The organism is Clostridium sp. TF11-13AC (genome assembly GCF_003481065.1).
Classification (GTDB): domain Bacteria; phylum Bacillota; class Clostridia; order Lachnospirales; family Lachnospiraceae; genus Otoolea; species Otoolea fessa.
In genome coordinates, this window is sequence record NZ_QUKJ01000008.1 from 78465 (window position 1) to 95349 (window position 16885).

Here is a 16885-nt window from a genome sequence, read left to right on the forward strand (position 1 = left end):
CACTATCTGAAAATAAGAATAGAATGACTTATTTGATTGATTTTTGCTGTGCTTTTTGTAAAAATGAATGGAAAAAATCCCCTCATTATGGTATGCTGAAGATAGAAAGCAATATGCATTTTCTTGTAGATAAAGGGAGGGGTTTGGTATGTCAGAGAAGAAAAAAATTATCATCACGATTGCGAGGCAGTATGGAAGCGGCGGTGCGGATACGGGCAAAAAGTTGGCGGAAGATCTGGGGATCAGTTTTTATGATAAGAACATTCTCCGTATGAACTCAGATGAGAGCGGTATCAAAGAGAGCTATTTCCATCTGGCAGACGAGAAGGCGGGCAACCGGCTTTTATACAAGATTATCAATACATTGACACCGGAAAAGGGCGCACCGTCGTTCGGTTCCGATCTCATTTCAGCCGACAATCTGTTTCGCTTCCAGTCGGAAGTGATCCGGAAGCTGGCGGCGGAGGAATCCTGCGTCATCATCGGCCGCTGCGCGGATTATGTGCTGGACGGCACCGAGGGACTGATTCGCGTGTTCCTCTACGCGGATATCAAGGTGCGCGAGGAGCGCGTGCGTGAGCGGAATCTCTACGCGGACAAAGATGTCCTCAAAAATATCCACCGGATCGACCGGGAACGCCGCGATTATAATCGTTATTATGCAGGGCGCGACTGGGAGAAGCCGGAGAACTACGACCTTTTGATTAATACGACACAGATTGGTGTGGACGGGGCGGTTCAGTTGATTAAGGATTATTTAAAAATGAGGGGGCTTTTGTAAGGGAAAAAGAATGACTTCCACTTGCAATTCAATATAGTATCGTGTAAAATGGCACATACAGCCGGGCGAATACGAGAGTGTTTGGACGGCTGTATGTGCTGTTTTGCTATTATTACAAGTAAGGGGAAAATATGAAATATCAAAATGATATTGACAAAATGAATACGAACCGGAATTTATTTCTGATGTCGCTGCCGATCTTCGTGGAACTGTTATTGCAGCTTTTGGTCGGAAACGTCGATCAGATGATGGTAAGCCGGGTGTCGCAGCCCTCGGTGGCGGCGATTGTCAATGCGAACCAGATCATGAACTTGGTGATTATCGTGCTGAGCATGGCATCGACGGCGGTTACTGTGATTTTGTCCCAGTATCTGGGCGCGCAGGATGAAAAAAATGCATCCCGGACCTGCATGGTCTCGCTCGTGCTGATCGGCGGCGTCAGTCTTGCGGCAACGATTCTGGTTTTTGCCGGGCACACGCCGCTTTACCGGGCGATCCATGTGCCGGAGGAGGTTTTTGATGAGGCGTCGCTGTATCTGCTGATTGTCGGCGCATTTATTCTGGTGCAGGGACTTTATCTGACCTTCTCAGCGATGATCCGCGCATTTGCCATGGTAAAGGAAGTCATGATTATATCAGTTATCATGAATGTCATGAATATTGTGGGAAATGCGATTTTAATCAACGGCTGGTTCGGAATGCCGCAGCTTGGGGCGGTCGGGGCGGCGATCTCGACGGATATCAGTAAGTTAGTTGGTTTGGCATTGATGATCGGAATGTTTTTCAAGAGCCGCCGCGTTAAAATGGGAATGAGTTATCTGCGTCCATTTCCGGTGCAGATTTTAAAAAATCTCTGCCTGTTGGCAATTCCGACAGGGGTCGAAAGTTTTTCATACAATCTCTCCCAGATGATTATTCTGGGAATTGTTAATTCCTTTGGCACGCTGGTTACTGTAACCAAGGGATATTGTACGATTTTTGCCAATATTGATTATGTCTATGCGATGGCGATCGCGACGGCAACCCAGATTGTGCTGGGCTACCTGATCGGCGCGCGTCGTTTGAATGATATACAGAAACGAGTGAATGCGACACTGAAGGTTGCGATTGCGGCATGTGTCGGTATGGCGGTGCTGATGTGCCTGGGAGGCAAATACATTTTCCTGATTTTCACAGACAACCCGGAGATCATTGCGCTTGGACGGAGGATTCTGGTGATTGAGATTGTGCTGGAGATCGGGCGCGCGGTCAACATTGTTATGACCAAATGCCTGATTGCGGTCGGCGATGTCCTGACCCCGACCACGGTCGGAATCACCTTCCAGTGGGTCGTAGCTGCCGCCGGCTCCTGGTTGCTCGGCAGCAAGCTCGGCTGGGGGCTGGAAGGCGTCTGGATTGCAATGGCAGCTGATGAATGCGTGCGCGGACTCATTTACGCGGTGCATTTTAAGAAAGAACGTTGGAAGAAGAATTTTAAGGGCGTGAAGACGGAAGCAGAGTTGGGAGAGGCGTAGAAGATAAGCGAAGAAAGAAAGTGTGAGAAAAAATGAAAGAAACAGGATGGAAGAAGACGGCAGGGAATGGTTCTGATGGAAAAAGAACGGAAGGAAAGAAATCGTTTGGCCGGGGGGAGAAAACAACTGGATTTTCCAAGAATAGTGCAAAAGTGGGAGTCAATGGGGAAAAACAGGGAAAAGCTGCTCGTAAAGTGTCTGGAGTTGAGGATAAATGGGGCACACATGGGGACAGGAAACGAAATGTAGGGGAAAAAGACGGTCAGAAAACGGTTCGTGGTGGACAGCGTGGAAAAACAAAATGTCCGATTTACCGTGAGTGCGGTGGCTGTCAGTATCTCCATTTAACCTATGATCAGCAGTTAAAAGAAAAACAGAAGCGCATGGAAGAACTGCTGGGCGGTGTCTGTCCGGTTCGTCCGATCATTGGAATGGAAGAGCCGTATCATTACCGCAATAAAGTTCATGCGGTATTTGGATTGGATCGGAAAAATAATCCAATTTCTGGCATTTACAAAGAGGGGACACATCGGATTCTTCCGGTGGATTCCTGTCTGATTGAGGATCAGAAAGCAGACGAGATCATCGTGACGATCCGGAGTATGCTTCGTTCGTTCAAGATCCGTGTTTTTGATGAGGACACCGGATACGGTCTGCTGCGTCATGTATTGATTCGCCGCGGCTTCACAACCGGCGAGATTCTGGTCGTTTTGGTGACAGCATCCCCGGTATTCCCGTCGAAGAACAATTTCGTCAAGGCGCTTCGTGAAAAGCACCCGGAAATTACTACGATTGTCCAGAATATCAACGGCAGAAGCACCAGTATGGTACTGGGGGACAAAGAACATGTACTGTATGGAAAAGGATATATAGAGGATGTTCTCTGCGGGCTCCGTTTCCGCATCTCATCCCGTTCCTTCTATCAGATTAATTCGGCTCAGACAGAGAAGCTGTATGGCAAGGCGATGGAGCTGGCAGAATTGACCGGAAATGAGACAGTGCTGGATGCATACTGCGGTATTGGTACGATCGGTCTCATTGCCAGCAAACACGCGGGCAAAGTTATCGGTGTAGAGTTAAATCAGGATGCAGTGCGGGATGCAGTGCAGAATGCGAAGAAGAATGGCATCACCAATGCACAGTTCTTCTGCAATGATGCCGGACGGTTCATGTCTCATATGGCAGCCAGAGGCGAGAGTGCAGATGTGGTATTTATGGACCCGCCGAGAAGCGGAAGTACCGAGGAATTTATCGATTCGGTAGCACTTATGCAGCCGAAACGGGTGGTATACATCTCCTGCGGTCCGGATACATTGGCACGCGATTTGAAAGTATTCGCAAAGCATGGTTATCGGGCGAAAGAAGCATGGCCGGTGGATTTGTTTGGGTGGACGGGGCATGTGGAGACGGTTGTCTTGCTTTCCAAGGGCGAGGTCGACTCGAAAAAGATTCGGGTTGAGTTCTCTTTGGAAGATATGGATATGTCAGAGTTCCAAGATGGAGCTACCTATCCGCAGATCAAGGAGTATGTGTTGGAGCATACCGGGTTAAAGGTGTCCAACCTCTATATCTCACAGATTAAGCGGAAATGCGGGATTGAGGTAGGCAAAAACTATAATCTGCCGAAATCCGAGGATTCCAGACAGCCCCAGTGTCCACCAGAAAAAGAGAAAGCAATCCGAGAAGCATTCAAATATTTTGGGATGATCTAACATCCCGCAGAATGGAGGTTTCTTATGGATAGATTGATTTCTTGTGAGTTCAACATGGATAACGCCTGTGTGGAGCTGAAATTTGCAGATGGCAGCATGATTGCGATTGACACGATTGCCGTGGAGAATGAGGTTGCCGATAATATGTATCAGCGGTCGGAGCTGGACTGGCTAATCTACAACAAGCCGCTGGAATATGCACAGCTTGTGTTTGGCGGTGATTTAGAACGGTTTGTGCAAGGCGTATCGGAACATCAGTTGATGGATTGAACTGAATAAACATAGCGCAGCCCACCGGTCAAAATGATCGGTGGGCCGTGTTGTTTCTAACAAGGTTTTAAATTGTAAACTGGAACTCCACACCCGTCTTCGTGTTTCGGACAGAACACTTGCCGCCGTGCAGTTCCACGATATTCTTCGCAATAGCAAGACCAAGCCCCGTGCCGCCTCCGGAGCGGGATTCATCAACTCGATAGAAAGTGTCCCATACTTTAGCCAAAGCTTCTGCGGAAAGAGGCTTGCTGTCATTTTCGATGGAGAATGTGGTTTTACCACGATTGTTCTGAATCCGTACTGTGACACTGCCACCGGCGGGGGTGTACTTGACTGCATTGGTCGCAAAATTCTCAACCACCTGTGCAATTCGATTCTCGTCCGCAACGATGGTGCTTTGCTCCGGGAACTCGTAGCTGATCTGCAGTTCCTTTGCCTCTGCCGCCATTTGGAGTTTCTCGAAGATGGCTTTCGTAAGATCGGCAAGCGAAAACTCATCCCGTGAGAGCTTCACTTTACCCGCTTCAAGTCTGGACAAATCCAGCATCTCCAAAACCATACCGTCCGTTCGCTCGGCTTCCGCAAGGATCACATCCACATACTTATCACGTTTGTCTTCTGCAATGTGTTCCTTCAGTCCCTCTGCATAGCTGTGAATCACCGCCAGCGGAGTCTTCAGTTCATGGGCAATATTAGAGGTCATCTGACGACGGTTTTCCTCAGCTGCTTTTGCATACTCAAGTGCCGTGTTCAAGCGTGTAATCTCGTTTCTTTGCATCCGGCTCTTATCGCTATGCTTGGCGAAACCCTCTTGTAGCAACTTGCTTTCATACCAAGCTTTTGACATTTCCGGATATAGGTAGTTCTTCTCTTCTTCGCTCATCAGCGCTTCTCCAACCGATAGGACAGGTTGGATTAAATGATTTTTTATTATGGAGCGTAATACGAACACAAGTGCCACTGCAATAAGAAGTGTAATTAAGTACACAACGCTCAGTTCGCCAAATGCGGTGCGCCAAGGAGAGCAGTACACGACACTCACGGTATAAAAATGGAGATCAGGCGCTTCTTCTGCATAGGCAGCCTCCCCATAATAGTATGGGTCATAATAGGTTTCTCCATCGAAGCTGTGACAGTAGTTCACACTTGGGATTAAAAGGTCAAGGCCATCGTAGAAAGTCAAATTCTTTGCTCCGGCAGCCAGTTCCGGTCCAAGTTTGGCAACAAGGGAAGCTACATTTTCATAGTCTGTTCCTTTGTACGAAAAAGCAGGAGATATCTCATTATAGCAAACATCAAACCAATCAGAGTAGAATACAACAACGTCCTCACTGGATAAAGCGTCAGAGGCATCTTCGTACATGGTGTTCCATTGAAGATCGTAATCCTCTACGATGCCGGAAACGGTATACTGACCACTTCCCTTTGAATCTAAGGCATGCTGGAATTCGTCCCAATCGATATATTCAATTTTGATGGGTGTGAACTCGACACCATCAAAAGTCCCGGTAAAGCGCATTGCGGCAGCATCGAATGTCAGAACGCTGTTGCTGAGTATCTCCTTACCTTTCTCAGTAAGCATTTCTCTATCAAAGAAAGCACGGGCATTATTCCCGGATCTTTCCTCTCGATTATCCCATTGGTTTTCTGTCAAATACTCGAAGTAAAAGAAATCCGACCAACTACATTCAAGAAGATTTCCTCCTGCATCATAAACAGCAGTAGCAGAATATACCTTGTTGCTGTTTGGCCGCTTTAGAAATTCATCATCTTCACCAACTATAAATCTCGCACCATAAAAAGTATCTGCATGTCCGCCGTCGTCTACCGCCTCCCACCGGCGATTTGCATCGTAGTTCGCATAACTGGAATCAAAACCTTTCCCCAACCAGTGTTCAAAGCTTCGAGTTGCGATGGTAGATGCAAAATCGCGATAGCCATTTAGATATCTTGTGGCGGCATACTCAGCAGTAACGGAGGTCAAGCAGAACATTCCTGCTCCCCAAATTACAAACAATGCGAGGGAAAGTAGGCAAGTAATAGCTGTCAGAGCGGTACGCTGTTTCTTTTTCCTTGCTCTGATTAGACCAACCACGATGATGGCGACAGCCAAAACAACCTTTACAATTCCTTGAAACAGTTTATCCTGTACTAATTCCCAAATAATGCTTTCACCAGAATAATAAGCTACAAGGTCTTTCCCGATTGTTGCATAATTGCGGAAATCAACAATCGCCCAGATTAGGAAAAGAGCTGATGCAATCCGATAGCCTTTGGAGATTTTTTTCATCGTCACCCCTCCAATCTATAACCCGCCTTAATAACGGTCTTGATGCATTCGGCATAGTCGCCAAGTTTTTCTCTCAATCGCTTAATATGGGTATCTACAGCCCGAGATTCGCCCTCGTAGTCGTAACCCCAGCACTTAACCAGAAGTTGCTCACGGCTCATGACAAGGTTTTTATTCTGCATCAGGCAGCGAAGGAGAGCAAACTCCTTCGGCGTCAAAAAGACTTCCTTGCCTCCAGCATAAGCTCTGCCTGCAGTCAGCTCCAGAGTGATCCCGCTGACCTCCATCCGGTCACCGGCAAGGACACTGCGCTGATTACGCTTGATGAGCGCCATAGTTTTTGCATAAAGGACAGACATGGTGAATGGCTTCGTCACATAATCATCTGCACCGAGTTCATAACCCAGCAGTTTGTCCTCCTCGTCGGAAAGGGCTGTGAGGAAAATGATAGGAACATCGTTTGTTCTGCGCACAGCACGGCAGACAGAAAGCCCATCAAGCTCCGGCATCATAATGTCAAGCAAAACTGCGTCAAATTCATTTTCATCAATCAGCTCAAGCGCCTGTATTCCGTTGCTTGCTTCAACAGGCAGTTCTCCCTTGCTGCTGAAATAGTCACACAGGATTTCCCGCAACTTGGCCTCATCTTCTACAATCAAAATCTTACTGTTCATAATACTTTTCCTCCTTTCGCCCTTACTGTACAACACCGATTTGTATTCTCTGTGTCAAAAGAAATGATTTTTAATATTTATAAGCTTATTCAAACGCTACTGTAGTTTCCTTTGGCAGCTTCTCATTCTCGCAGCTCAAAAGGTAGGATATTACCTTGTTGGCAAAGCGGTTTGTTTTCATGGTATCCCAATCGGCAAGTCGGATAATCTCCGCTGTGCCGTTTTCAAAATCCAAGGAAATCTCGCCCCATTCGCCGTCGCAGTCTGCCTGGTATTCGTAGATTGCGGCGGCAATTTTCTTTTTGCGCTTGGTTTTGGACTTCTGTTTCAGCCGGACAGCATGGATTGCGCCCTCGGCAACCAATAATTCCGTCAGCCTGTCCACCGCTTTCCGGTAGGCTCGCTCTGCACCGCTGGCTGTGCTGCCCTCGAACATAACTGCAAGTTCCTCAAAGGTGGGACGACCTTTCCATGAGCCGACACGCCCACAGGTCATGCAGATTGCCAGCCGCTTTTCAAGCAAGGTCTGCTCCCGGTAGTTCAGTTTCTCAAAAGCCCGCTGCACCTTTTCCGCCTGTATGCCGTTCCAGAGAATGTCGGCATAGTTCCAAGTATCATCAAGGGCAACATCTTCGTCGGTTTCCTCGCCGTCCTCGTCTGTCACATAGAAAGGCTGCTGATTGCGGATGCCACGGACAACTTTCAGATATTCTTCCGCAAGGGCAAGATCACAGTTGTACTTCTTGGCAAATTCGCTGACTGCATCCTTGCTGTTATGGTAGAGCCAAGCCATTGACCGCACCATTTTGTAATTGGTCAGGGAGGATACCGACCATTTTTCTTCTCCCATGCGAAAACGTAGCATAGCATCCCGAATGAATGGAAAAATGTATGTAGCATACTTCGCACCCTTGGCAGGATCATAGTCCATCAGCTTTTGGAGCATTTGCTCCCGGCAGGAGAGCTTTATATCTATAAATCGGTCTGTGTCGTACAGATCGCCGCCATCCACACCGAGAAAGTCTTTGATGCGCTTGTTAAGTTGCGGCTCGTAGTGGTGTAGGAAGAATGAGAAATATATCAAATTCTTTTCCTGCAAGGCAGACAGGATATATTCGTTCAGATTGCCCACCGCTGGAGGCTCCGGTTCCAGTTGGAAGATGCGCTCTGCCGCATAAGGAATGATGCCGTCACCGTGCGGATTGACAGCGTGTTTTGGTATGTATCCGGTCATGTCCCATGAAAAATCACTCAGCATAGCGCACCTCCTTTCGGTTCTTTCTCTATCAATATCGACAGTAATTATGCATCGAACTTTTTGTTAGTAGTATTATTTTCGTCGTCCATCATATCGCTTAGCACGGCAAAAGCTTGGCTCAGCGGCACAGCCTTAGAAGTCCAGTTTTTCAAACTAAACAAGTTGGAAGATTCATCAAACACATCAAATTCGTCTGTCCCATCAGTGATTTTCTTCAAGTACAACATTTCTATCAAATACAAAGCTCCCAAGATATTTAGTACATTCTCCTGCTTTGCTTGCTTCAACTGCTCATAGCGGTTGTGCTTGACATCTGTAAATGCTCCCCACCATTGCAACGACTGTGCGGGCTGGGTAATATCCCAATTCATAAACGGTTGTATTTCGATATCGTATTCCTGTACACTGATTTTTTGATTTTTTATATCCGGTGTGTTGGTCAAAATATACTGTGCATAGTCTGCAACCGTTTTTCGATCCGTTGTATTGAAACCGCAAAACTCTTTGAATACAGTATCCAACTCTGCCCCTATGGCTTGAATTAAGAGGGCATATCCGTTAGAAAATGCATCAAAATTGTCCTCATGTAGTTCTACAAACTCTATTGATTCAACAAAACGCTTTTCGAGCATTAAGTAGTATTTCCAATGATTCTGACTAAGTTCTTTTCTATTCATGTTTGTCCCTTTCTTTGTATATTTTTGCACTTGCTTCCTTTTTCAAAGCCGCCTGGTCCATTTCTTTTTCATAAGCTCCCTTGGCATAGGCTACATTGCTCAATGCCCGGAGCATCTTATCTTTTGCCAGCTTTTTCATAACCTCTGCAAGATCAGCGTCCAGAGTACCACGCTTCACATAGCGGTTTATGGTGTTCAGCCGTTTCTCATAAATCTGTTTCACCGGATGATCGTCCGCAAGCTCCCGTTGTTCTCTGCCTTTCAGGTTGCCGATCTGCCGACAGGTGCGGTGCAGCTTGTCCCCCGGTGCATAGCCGCCACAGTATTTGGTGTGCCGTGCGTTGGTGGTCAGAAACCACTTGCCGCAGATTTTGCATTTCTTCGGTGCATGACCAACACACAGGCCCTCAAAGAGATCAGACCGGAACATCCCTACAAAGGATACATAGTGCATCCGCTTGACCAGCTTCGCAACTTTTTCGCCGGGACGGATGACGGATACATACTGAACGGAATTGTTCAGGGTAGACATCCAGGCATTGCCTTCCGTGATGGAAAACTCCGGCGGGAAATAGCTGCCGAACATTTTTGCAAAACCCTCTGCGGTGCGGTCTGCTTCGTTGCCGTCTGTTTTTTCTGCAAAATCAAGCATGGCCGTTTGGTATTCCCCAAGGGAGTATGCCAGATGCCCGAAAACTGCGGTATAGCGTTGGAGCATCATCGCATCGGTAAAGTTCTGGATTTCTTCAAACTGCAAAGAATTGGTTGCGGCTTTTATGGCAAACTCCACATATTTCAGCGTATTGTCCACAGTAAAGACTTTTTCAATCCGTTTTCTGTGCTTTGGTATATCCATATAGGAGAACGGCGGAGTTTCGCTGAGAATATCCAACATCGCCAGAGTAGCTTCCCTTGCAATGGGACAGAGTGCAGAAGCATCCTGTCCGGCGTTTAATGTTCCGAGCAGCAGATTGATGTTCTCGCATTGCTCGTTCATCCTTGAAATGGTATCCGCAGGGACATTCAGCGCATCACAGGCAAGCGTGCCGACAGGAAGTGTTTTTCCCTCATATATAACCGTATCCTGCCAAAAATCCAATGTCATCAGTTCTTGGTTCATGCTTGCCCCTCCTGTCCTGTTTTTCTACTTTCTTGATTGTATCATGCAAATGTAAAGAAATCCATATTCTCTGAAAAGTTGTCCTGTTTTTTGAAACGGGGTTGTCCTCCGATTACCCTGTTTTTTGAAAAATCCGTCATAACCATAATAGAAGGAGCGAAGCACCTGCCAATCACGGCGGCTGCTTCGTGCTTTCCAGAATATTATGAACGGAGGGTTTTCTATGACAATCTATGAAACCATCAAGGCGGCAATCAGCGTCAAGCAAGCCGCCGAACACTACGGGCTGAAAGTGAGCCACAACGGCATGGCTTGCTGCCCGTTCCACAACGACAGGCATCCGAGCTTGAAGCTGAATGAGGACTATTTTTTCTGCTTCGGCTGCGGAGCCAAAGGGGATGTGATCGACCTTGTGGCAAGGCTGTTCAATCTGAGCAGTTATGAAGCAGCGCAAAAGCTGGCTTTGGACTTCGGGCTTGACCCGAAATCGCCCACTGCCGCAGCTATGGTCAAGCCGAAGCGTCCCTATATCCGTCAGTTCCGGGAGGATGAAATGCTGTGCTTCCGGGTGCTGACGGATTATTTGCATCTGTTGGAAGATTGGAAAGTGCGCTATGCTCCCAAGACACCGGAAGATGCTCTGGATGACCGTTTTGTGGAAGCCTGCCAGATGCACTGCCATATCGAATATATGGCAGATGTGCTGACGGTGGGTGATCTGGAAGAACGGGTGGCATTGGTGGACAAGCTGATGCTGGACGGCAAAATTGCTTTTCTGCAAGAGTATACCGCACGAAAGAAAAAGGAGGTGGCGCACCATGGCGAAGAACCGGAAAACGCCTGATATGAACTTGCCCATGTGGTTTGACGGGCAGAACATCAACGAAGCTCTGTTTTGTGAAGAATTTCTGCAAGAGCGCAGGATCATCTTCGCAAACGGAGCTTTTTTCACGCCCGATGGTCGAGTGACGGACGATCTTCCTCTGCGTGGGGAGATTTACGACAAGCTGAAATTCTGTGCCGTGAACAACATCCCCCGGAAGATCACCAACATTCTGGAAGTGCTGAAACTGGAAGCGCAAGTGCCTGACTTTCCACCGGAGCAGGATCGCATCCATGTGTCCAACGGTACGGTGCTGCTGGACGGCACATTTACCAAGGGCAGGCCGACTATCGTGCGAAGCCGTCTGCCGGTTGCCTACAATCCCGATGCTACTGCGCCGGTGATCTGGCTGAACTTTCTGGACGGACTGCTCCATGCGGAGGACATTCCCACCTTGCAGGAGTTCATCGGCTACTGCCTGATTCCCTCCAACAAGGGACAGCGTATGATGGTGATTAAGGGCAATGGCGGCGAGGGCAAATCCCAAATCGGAGCTGTGCTTTCGGCTATCTTTGGCACGAATATGAAAGACGGCAGCATCGGCAAGATTTCTGAAAACCGCTTCGCCCGTGCTGATCTGGAACACATCCTGCTGTGCGTGGATGATGATATGCGGATGGAAGCTCTGCGCCAGACCAACTATGTAAAATCCATCGTGACAGCACAGGGCAAGATGGATTTGGAACGCAAAGGCAAGCAGAGTTATCAGGGCTGGATGTTCGCCCGGCTGCTTGCGTTCAGCAACGGCGATTTGCAAGCTCTTTATGATCGCAGCGATGGTTTTTACCGCAGACAGCTTGTGCTGACCACCAAGGAAAAGCCAGTGGACAGAGCTGACGATCCCGACCTTGCGGAGAAGATGAAAGCCGAATCCGAGGGTATCTTCCTGTGGGCATTTGAAGGCTTGCAGCGGCTTGTTGCCAACAACTTTAAGTTTACGGAGAGTGACCGTATCCGGGAAAACCGGGAAGCGGTCAAACGTGACAACAACAATATCTTTGATTTCATGGATTTCGAGGGATACATCCGGCGTAAAGCGGATGCGTCCATCAGCTCCAAGGATTTCTATGAAATCTATCGGATGTGGTGCGAGGAAAATTCTCTTGCTCCGCTGAAAGTCCGCAGCTTCAGCGACGCCATGATTGCCAATGCCAAGAAATTCAATCTGGAGCATTGCAACAACATCACCAACTCAGCCGGACGGCGGGTGTGGGGATTCATGGGAGTGGAAGCCATTGCACGACCTCATATAAATGGGTTTTACGGAGATTCGCCGTGTACGTACGTACCGGAGGACATTCCGGAGGAATGGCGGCAGGTCGAGTAAATCCCATTGCTGGTATGTATGTACGCAGCAAAAGAGCGTAAAACGCTTGTTATAGAAACAGCACACATCCTCTCGTTCGGGCTGTTTCTATGTCCACAGGCTTTTGAAAAAGTGTCTGTGGACACCGGCTGCAAGAGGAAGTTGACACAGAACAGCTTCATGCAGACGGGCTGACCATGGGAAAAGGCGCAGACATTTTCGCCTTGGTCAGCAGAGGTCACCGCAGTGACCGCATTCCCCCTCGGGAGAGCCCTCGGAGAGCCCACGGCACTTTGCAGCCAGTATGGATGAAAGTGTCATAGTGGGTTATTACACTTTGAAAAAGTGCCTCTCCGTAGCTCCCCACTGTCTGCAAATCTCAAAGAAAGGACAAAAATTCAATGGCAAGAAATGATGGAATAGACCGTACCATAGCCAGAAATCAGGACTTGAAAACGCCTGCGGATGTGGCGAAGGTACAGGAACACAATGAGCGTGAAAAGGACAGCTACAGCAATCAGGACATCGTGCCGGAGCGCACTTCTCTGAACGTTCATTTCAAAGCACCCACGGATGATTATGTGAAAATGTTTGAGCAGATGGAGCATGATAATGTGATCTCCACAAGAGGTCTGAAACCGGATGCTGTGAAATACGGCGAGTTGGTGTTTGATGTGAACTCCGCCTATTTCTACAACCACGGCGGCTATGAATTTGCGAAACAGTTTTATACCGATGCCTATAAAGCCGCTGTGGAGATCGTGGGTGGTGAGCAGTATATCCTCTCCGCTGTGATGCACGCCGATGAGCGCAACCGGGCAATGTCCGAAGCTCTTGGCGAGGATGTGTACCACTATCACCTTCATGTGGTTTATATCCCGGTGGTGGAAAAGCAGATTCTTTGGTCGAAGCGGTGTAAGGATGAAGCACTCCGGGGAACGGTAAAGGAAACAATTACACAGGTCAGCCGAAGTAAGAAATGGGACTCCAAGCCGTTGCTTGATGAAAACGGAAATCCCATGCTCAACGCAAACGGAAAAAAGATTTTGAAGTCGTCCTACAGTGTGTTGCAGGATGACTTTTTTCATTTCATGCGAAATGCCGGATATACCGATGTGGAGCGTGGAGAGCGTGGCAGCACCGAGGAACATCTGACAGTGACACAGTTCAAGGTTCAGGCTGAACAGCAGCGTTTGGAAGCTATGACCGGACAGGTGGCACAGGCGGAGCGGGGGTTGGAGAATGCCAAAGATGCCACGGAGAAACAGAAAAAGAAACTGGAAGCTCTGCAAAAGGAAACCAAAACAGCAAAGACCGTTGCTCTGACGGTGCAGGAGATTGAAACGATGGGAAAGAAAGCCACATTCGGAAATAATATCACGCTGACACCGGATGAGTGCGACACGCTCAAACGCTATGCGGTCAACGGCATTATCGCCAATGCTGACAACAAGCGCTTGAAGGAGAAACTGGCTTCCGCTGAAAAGACGGTTTCCATCTGGAAACAGCGGTATGAAGCAGTAAACGAAAAATATATGGAACTGAAACAGAAAGCCCAGCCTTTTCTGGATGCACTGGAAATTGCATCCGAAAGGGTTCGGGCTTTTATCAATTCTATCCTCATCAGAGGAAAGGAAACGCAGGAACACAAACACCCTGACCGGAAGCGTGGACAGGATATGGAACTTTGATGGAGGAATCGCCTATTGAAGAAATATTATGAGGAAGCGAAATATAATGCGGCATTTGACCGCTGTGTGGATGTTATGAGCCAGATGCTCCAGAAGTACGGGCATCAGGTTTTGGATAAATTAGAGCAGGATACACCGCAAACGGTGGAGTGTTCCAAGGATGATAAGCAAGCGCAGCCTTTGACGGATAAGGCTGCGTAAAAATTTACAATTTACACGTTGCGTACTTGTTGCGGCTATGCTATAATATGTACGCAACGTGTATTTTTGCTTTTTGGGAGAAAAGACGAATGGATTGTAAAAACAGAATTATTAAGTTGCGTGAAAGCACAGGACTGAACCGGAAAGATTTTTGCAAGCTCGTCCATATTCCTTACCGGACTATGACCGAGTGGGAATTGGACAACCGCCATGCACCGGATTATGTGCTTAGACTTTTGGAGTATTATATCCGCAACGAGGGATTGATGGTAAAAGAAATGAGCGAAGGAGGTGGCGATTCTGAAAAAGAAGCAACTTAAATGTTATCTATATACGAGAGTGTCCACCTCCATGCAGGTAGACGGATACAGCTTGGATGCCCAGCGGGACAAGTTGCGGAAGTATGCGGCATACGAGGATATGGTCGTTGCCGGGGAGTATTCTGACGAAGGATTTTCCGGCAAGAACATCCAAGGGAGGCAGGAGTTTCAACGGATGCTGAACGACATCCAGGACTGCAAAGACGGCGTTTCCTATGTGCTTGTCTTTAAGCTCTCCAGATTTGGCAGAAATGCAGCCGATGTTCTGAACTCTTTGCAGCTCATGCAGGATTTTGGTGTCAACCTGATTTGCGTGGAGGATGGCATTGACAGCTCCAAGGATGCCGGAAAGCTTATGATTTCCGTGCTGTCTGCGGTGGCGGAAATCGAGCGAGAGAATATCCGCACACAGACAATGGCAGGACGGGAGCAAAAGGCTCGTGAGGGCAAATGGAACGGCGGTTTCGCTCCCTATGGATACAAATTGGAAAGCGGAAACCTTGTCATTGCGGAGGATGAAGTGGAAGTAATCCGTGTTATTTATGACCGCTACATCCATACCAATGAGGGCGTTGCCGGAGTTGCTAAATATCTCAACCGCAACGGGTTTGTGAAGAAGCTGCGGCAAAATAACACCATCCCCGGATTTTCAAGGAACTTCGTGCAGGACGTACTGGATAATCCCGTTTATATGGGTAAAATTGCTTATGGCAGACGGAGAACCGAAAAGAGGCAAGGTACAAGAAATGAGATGCACGTGGTCGAGCAGTCGGAGTTCCCTGTTTACGATGGTCAGCATGAAGCCATCATTTCCGAAGAAGATTGGTATCTGGCACAGGAAAAGCGCAAGATCAATTCCTTTAAGCGGGAAAAGGTCAACAATCCAGACCACGCACACATCCTATCCGGTATTTTGAAATGCCCGTGTTGCGGAAAGAGTATGTACGGCAATATTGCCAAGGCTCATAGCAAGGACAAGAAAACACGGTATTATTACTACTGCAAAAATACGGTTACGCCGACGGGACATGAGTGCAGCTTCCGGCTGAATATCGAGCAGACGGAAATCAACAAATTTGTGGCGAAGGTCATCTCCGCTATGGTCAGCAATCCCCGATTTATAGAAGCAATTCAAGCGAAAATTGGAACGGCGGTTGATACAGAGGATATGGAAAAGCAGATCGCCGTTCTGCAAGGACAGCTAAAGCAAGCCTTTGGAACGAAAAGCCGCTTGGAGCGTCAGATGGATACTTTGGACATCAACGATGCCCACTATGACAGAAAAATTTTGGATTTGCAGCGCCGATATGATGAACAGTATGATACGATAGAAGAAATCGAAGTTCAGATTGGCGAATTGCAAAGTCAGATACGCAGCATCCAGCAGGAGAAAATCTCCGGCGATAACATTTATCGGCTCTTACTGGCATTTGATGAAGTCTACCATTCCGCAACGGAAGCAGAACAGAAAGAGTTTATGAAAGCCTTTATTGAGCGAATTGAGATGTTCCCGGAAAAGAGAAAAGACGGAAGCTGGATAAAGAAGATTGTATTCAACTTCCCTGTGCCTGTTGATGGCGAGGAAGTGAAAGAACTTCCCTTGGAAACTGAAACAACAGTCGAGACGGTAGCTCTTTTAACTAAAAAAAGTGACTTAGGGAAGAAAAAGAGAGACTTCTAGGTTGAGATGGAAGTTCCTATTAGTCCTGATATGCATAAGGAGTATAAGGAACAGAAAGAACAGAAACCAACTTATGAGAATATCAAGAAATATATCCTGGAGAAGCATGGGGTGAAGGTGCATACTGCTTATATAGCAGAAGTAAAACGGGATTGTGAATTGGATATGCGTCCTAATTATAATGTTTCAAAGAAAGAGGAGCCTGTGATAAAATCTTGTACTCCAGAGAAAAGGGAATATATCATGGAGGCATTGAGGTATTACAAGCTGGTGGTGTAGTTTACTGGGTAGAGAAAAAATAGCATAAGATTCAAGAAAGCAGAAGCAGTAGGATTCCTCCTATGATAGCTTCTGCTTTTTTGATGCTTACAGTTATACACGCTTCGATGTACGTAAAGATAAAAATTTGATGACAGTAGGAAGAAAAGTTGATAAATCCCGAGGACGTTAAAGTATGTAGTATATATAAATATTTTTTTAATAGATGATTGCTTGTCACTTGTG

General features: G+C 47.4%; 16 protein-coding genes. 11 read left to right on the forward strand and 5 right to left on the reverse strand.

Features of this window, described 5'->3' with window-relative positions; genetic code table 11:
- Positions 1 to 148 precede the first annotated feature (148 nt).
- The 4 genes from DXD12_RS13540 to DXD12_RS13555 all read left to right on the forward strand — a co-directional run bounded on the left by DXD12_RS13540 (position 149) and on the right by DXD12_RS13555 (position 4277).
- A complete protein-coding gene (locus DXD12_RS13540) occupies positions 149 to 781 on the forward strand; it encodes a cytidylate kinase-like family protein (protein ID WP_022358543.1) in 633 nt (210 codons plus the stop codon).
- 131 nt (positions 782 to 912) lie between these two features.
- Positions 913 to 2295: an MATE family efflux transporter gene (locus DXD12_RS13545; protein ID WP_118523264.1), complete on the forward strand. Its 1383-nt coding sequence runs from the start codon at positions 913 to 915 to the stop codon at positions 2293 to 2295.
- Between the two features lie 32 nt (positions 2296 to 2327).
- Positions 2328 to 4007 carry a 23S rRNA (uracil(1939)-C(5))-methyltransferase RlmD gene (gene rlmD / locus DXD12_RS13550; RefSeq protein WP_118638525.1) on the forward strand — a complete coding sequence of 560 codons (1680 nt, stop codon included), beginning with the start codon at positions 2328 to 2330 and terminating at the stop codon, positions 4005 to 4007.
- A 24-nt stretch (positions 4008 to 4031) separates the two neighbouring features.
- The gene (locus tag DXD12_RS13555; protein ID WP_117484580.1) at positions 4032 to 4277 is read left to right on the forward strand and encodes a DUF6061 family protein; all 246 of its coding nucleotides are present in this window, start codon (positions 4032 to 4034) and stop codon (positions 4275 to 4277) included.
- 67 nt (positions 4278 to 4344) lie between these two features.
- Here DXD12_RS13555 and DXD12_RS13560 read toward each other — a convergent pair whose 3' ends face one another.
- The 5 genes from DXD12_RS13560 to DXD12_RS13580 form a co-directional block, all read right to left on the reverse strand.
- Positions 4345 to 6570 (reverse strand): HAMP domain-containing sensor histidine kinase, encoded by a 2226-nt coding sequence (locus DXD12_RS13560; RefSeq protein ID WP_117515283.1) that lies wholly within the window; start codon positions 6568 to 6570, stop codon positions 4345 to 4347.
- A 2-nt stretch (positions 6571 to 6572) separates the two neighbouring features.
- The gene (locus DXD12_RS13565) at positions 6573 to 7244 is read right to left on the reverse strand and encodes a response regulator transcription factor (protein ID WP_117515285.1); all 672 of its coding nucleotides are present in this window, start codon (positions 7242 to 7244) and stop codon (positions 6573 to 6575) included.
- Positions 7245 to 7329: 85 nt separating this feature from the next.
- Positions 7330 to 8502 carry a hypothetical protein gene (locus DXD12_RS13570; RefSeq protein WP_117515287.1) on the reverse strand — a complete coding sequence of 391 codons (1173 nt, stop codon included), beginning with the start codon at positions 8500 to 8502 and terminating at the stop codon, positions 7330 to 7332.
- 44 nt (positions 8503 to 8546) lie between these two features.
- On the reverse strand, positions 8547 to 9179 hold the full coding sequence (locus tag DXD12_RS13575) for a hypothetical protein (protein WP_021683574.1): 633 nt from the start codon (positions 9177 to 9179) through the stop codon (positions 8547 to 8549).
- The gene (locus DXD12_RS13580; RefSeq protein WP_117552066.1) at positions 9172 to 10299 is read right to left on the reverse strand and encodes a DUF6076 domain-containing protein; all 1128 of its coding nucleotides are present in this window, start codon (positions 10297 to 10299) and stop codon (positions 9172 to 9174) included. Before DXD12_RS13580 ends, DXD12_RS13575 begins: the two co-directional genes overlap by 8 nt.
- A gap of 223 nt (positions 10300 to 10522) precedes the next feature.
- Between DXD12_RS13580 and DXD12_RS13585 the strand changes: the two genes are divergently transcribed.
- From DXD12_RS13585 to DXD12_RS13615, 7 genes are all read left to right on the forward strand, one after another.
- On the forward strand, positions 10523 to 11143 hold the full coding sequence (locus DXD12_RS13585; protein WP_117552067.1) for a CHC2 zinc finger domain-containing protein: 621 nt from the start codon (positions 10523 to 10525) through the stop codon (positions 11141 to 11143).
- Complete coding sequence (locus DXD12_RS13590) at positions 11118 to 12509, forward strand: phage/plasmid primase, P4 family (protein ID WP_118638526.1); 1392 nt, start codon at positions 11118 to 11120, stop codon at positions 12507 to 12509. The genes DXD12_RS13585 and DXD12_RS13590 overlap by 26 nt, the downstream gene beginning before the upstream one ends.
- A gap of 380 nt (positions 12510 to 12889) precedes the next feature.
- A complete protein-coding gene (locus DXD12_RS13595; protein WP_117552069.1) occupies positions 12890 to 14179 on the forward strand; it encodes a plasmid recombination protein in 1290 nt (429 codons plus the stop codon).
- Between the two features lie 15 nt (positions 14180 to 14194).
- A complete protein-coding gene (locus DXD12_RS13600) occupies positions 14195 to 14380 on the forward strand; it encodes a hypothetical protein (protein ID WP_007488117.1) in 186 nt (61 codons plus the stop codon).
- A gap of 89 nt (positions 14381 to 14469) precedes the next feature.
- Complete coding sequence (locus DXD12_RS13605) at positions 14470 to 14700, forward strand: helix-turn-helix transcriptional regulator (RefSeq protein ID WP_007488123.1); 231 nt, start codon at positions 14470 to 14472, stop codon at positions 14698 to 14700.
- Complete coding sequence (locus DXD12_RS13610; protein WP_347561393.1) at positions 14681 to 16381, forward strand: recombinase family protein; 1701 nt, start codon at positions 14681 to 14683, stop codon at positions 16379 to 16381. Before DXD12_RS13605 ends, DXD12_RS13610 begins: the two co-directional genes overlap by 20 nt.
- 6 nt (positions 16382 to 16387) lie before the next feature.
- Entirely contained in the window at positions 16388 to 16660 is a 273-nt protein-coding gene (locus tag DXD12_RS13615; protein ID WP_118638528.1) for a 23S rRNA methyltransferase, read from the forward strand.
- Positions 16661 to 16885 lie beyond the last annotated feature (225 nt).

Coding starts and splice junctions, on each gene's coding strand:
- DXD12_RS13540 (WP_022358543.1), top strand. CDS start 149: ATGTCAGAGAAGAAAAAAATTATCATCACGATTGCGAGGCAGTATGGA.
- DXD12_RS13545 (WP_118523264.1), top strand. CDS start 913: ATGAAATATCAAAATGATATTGACAAAATGAATACGAACCGGAATTTA.
- rlmD (WP_118638525.1), top strand. CDS start 2,328: ATGAAAGAAACAGGATGGAAGAAGACGGCAGGGAATGGTTCTGATGGA.
- DXD12_RS13555 (WP_117484580.1), top strand. CDS start 4,032: ATGGATAGATTGATTTCTTGTGAGTTCAACATGGATAACGCCTGTGTG.
- DXD12_RS13560 (WP_117515283.1), bottom strand. CDS start 6,570: ATGAAAAAAATCTCCAAAGGCTATCGGATTGCATCAGCTCTTTTCCTA.
- DXD12_RS13565 (WP_117515285.1), bottom strand. CDS start 7,244: ATGAACAGTAAGATTTTGATTGTAGAAGATGAGGCCAAGTTGCGGGAA.
- DXD12_RS13570 (WP_117515287.1), bottom strand. CDS start 8,502: ATGCTGAGTGATTTTTCATGGGACATGACCGGATACATACCAAAACAC.
- DXD12_RS13575 (WP_021683574.1), bottom strand. CDS start 9,179: ATGAATAGAAAAGAACTTAGTCAGAATCATTGGAAATACTACTTAATG.
- DXD12_RS13580 (WP_117552066.1), bottom strand. CDS start 10,299: ATGAACCAAGAACTGATGACATTGGATTTTTGGCAGGATACGGTTATA.
- DXD12_RS13585 (WP_117552067.1), top strand. CDS start 10,523: ATGACAATCTATGAAACCATCAAGGCGGCAATCAGCGTCAAGCAAGCC.
- DXD12_RS13590 (WP_118638526.1), top strand. CDS start 11,118: ATGGCGAAGAACCGGAAAACGCCTGATATGAACTTGCCCATGTGGTTT.
- DXD12_RS13595 (WP_117552069.1), top strand. CDS start 12,890: ATGGCAAGAAATGATGGAATAGACCGTACCATAGCCAGAAATCAGGAC.
- DXD12_RS13605 (WP_007488123.1), top strand. CDS start 14,470: ATGGATTGTAAAAACAGAATTATTAAGTTGCGTGAAAGCACAGGACTG.
- DXD12_RS13615 (WP_118638528.1), top strand. CDS start 16,388: ATGGAAGTTCCTATTAGTCCTGATATGCATAAGGAGTATAAGGAACAG.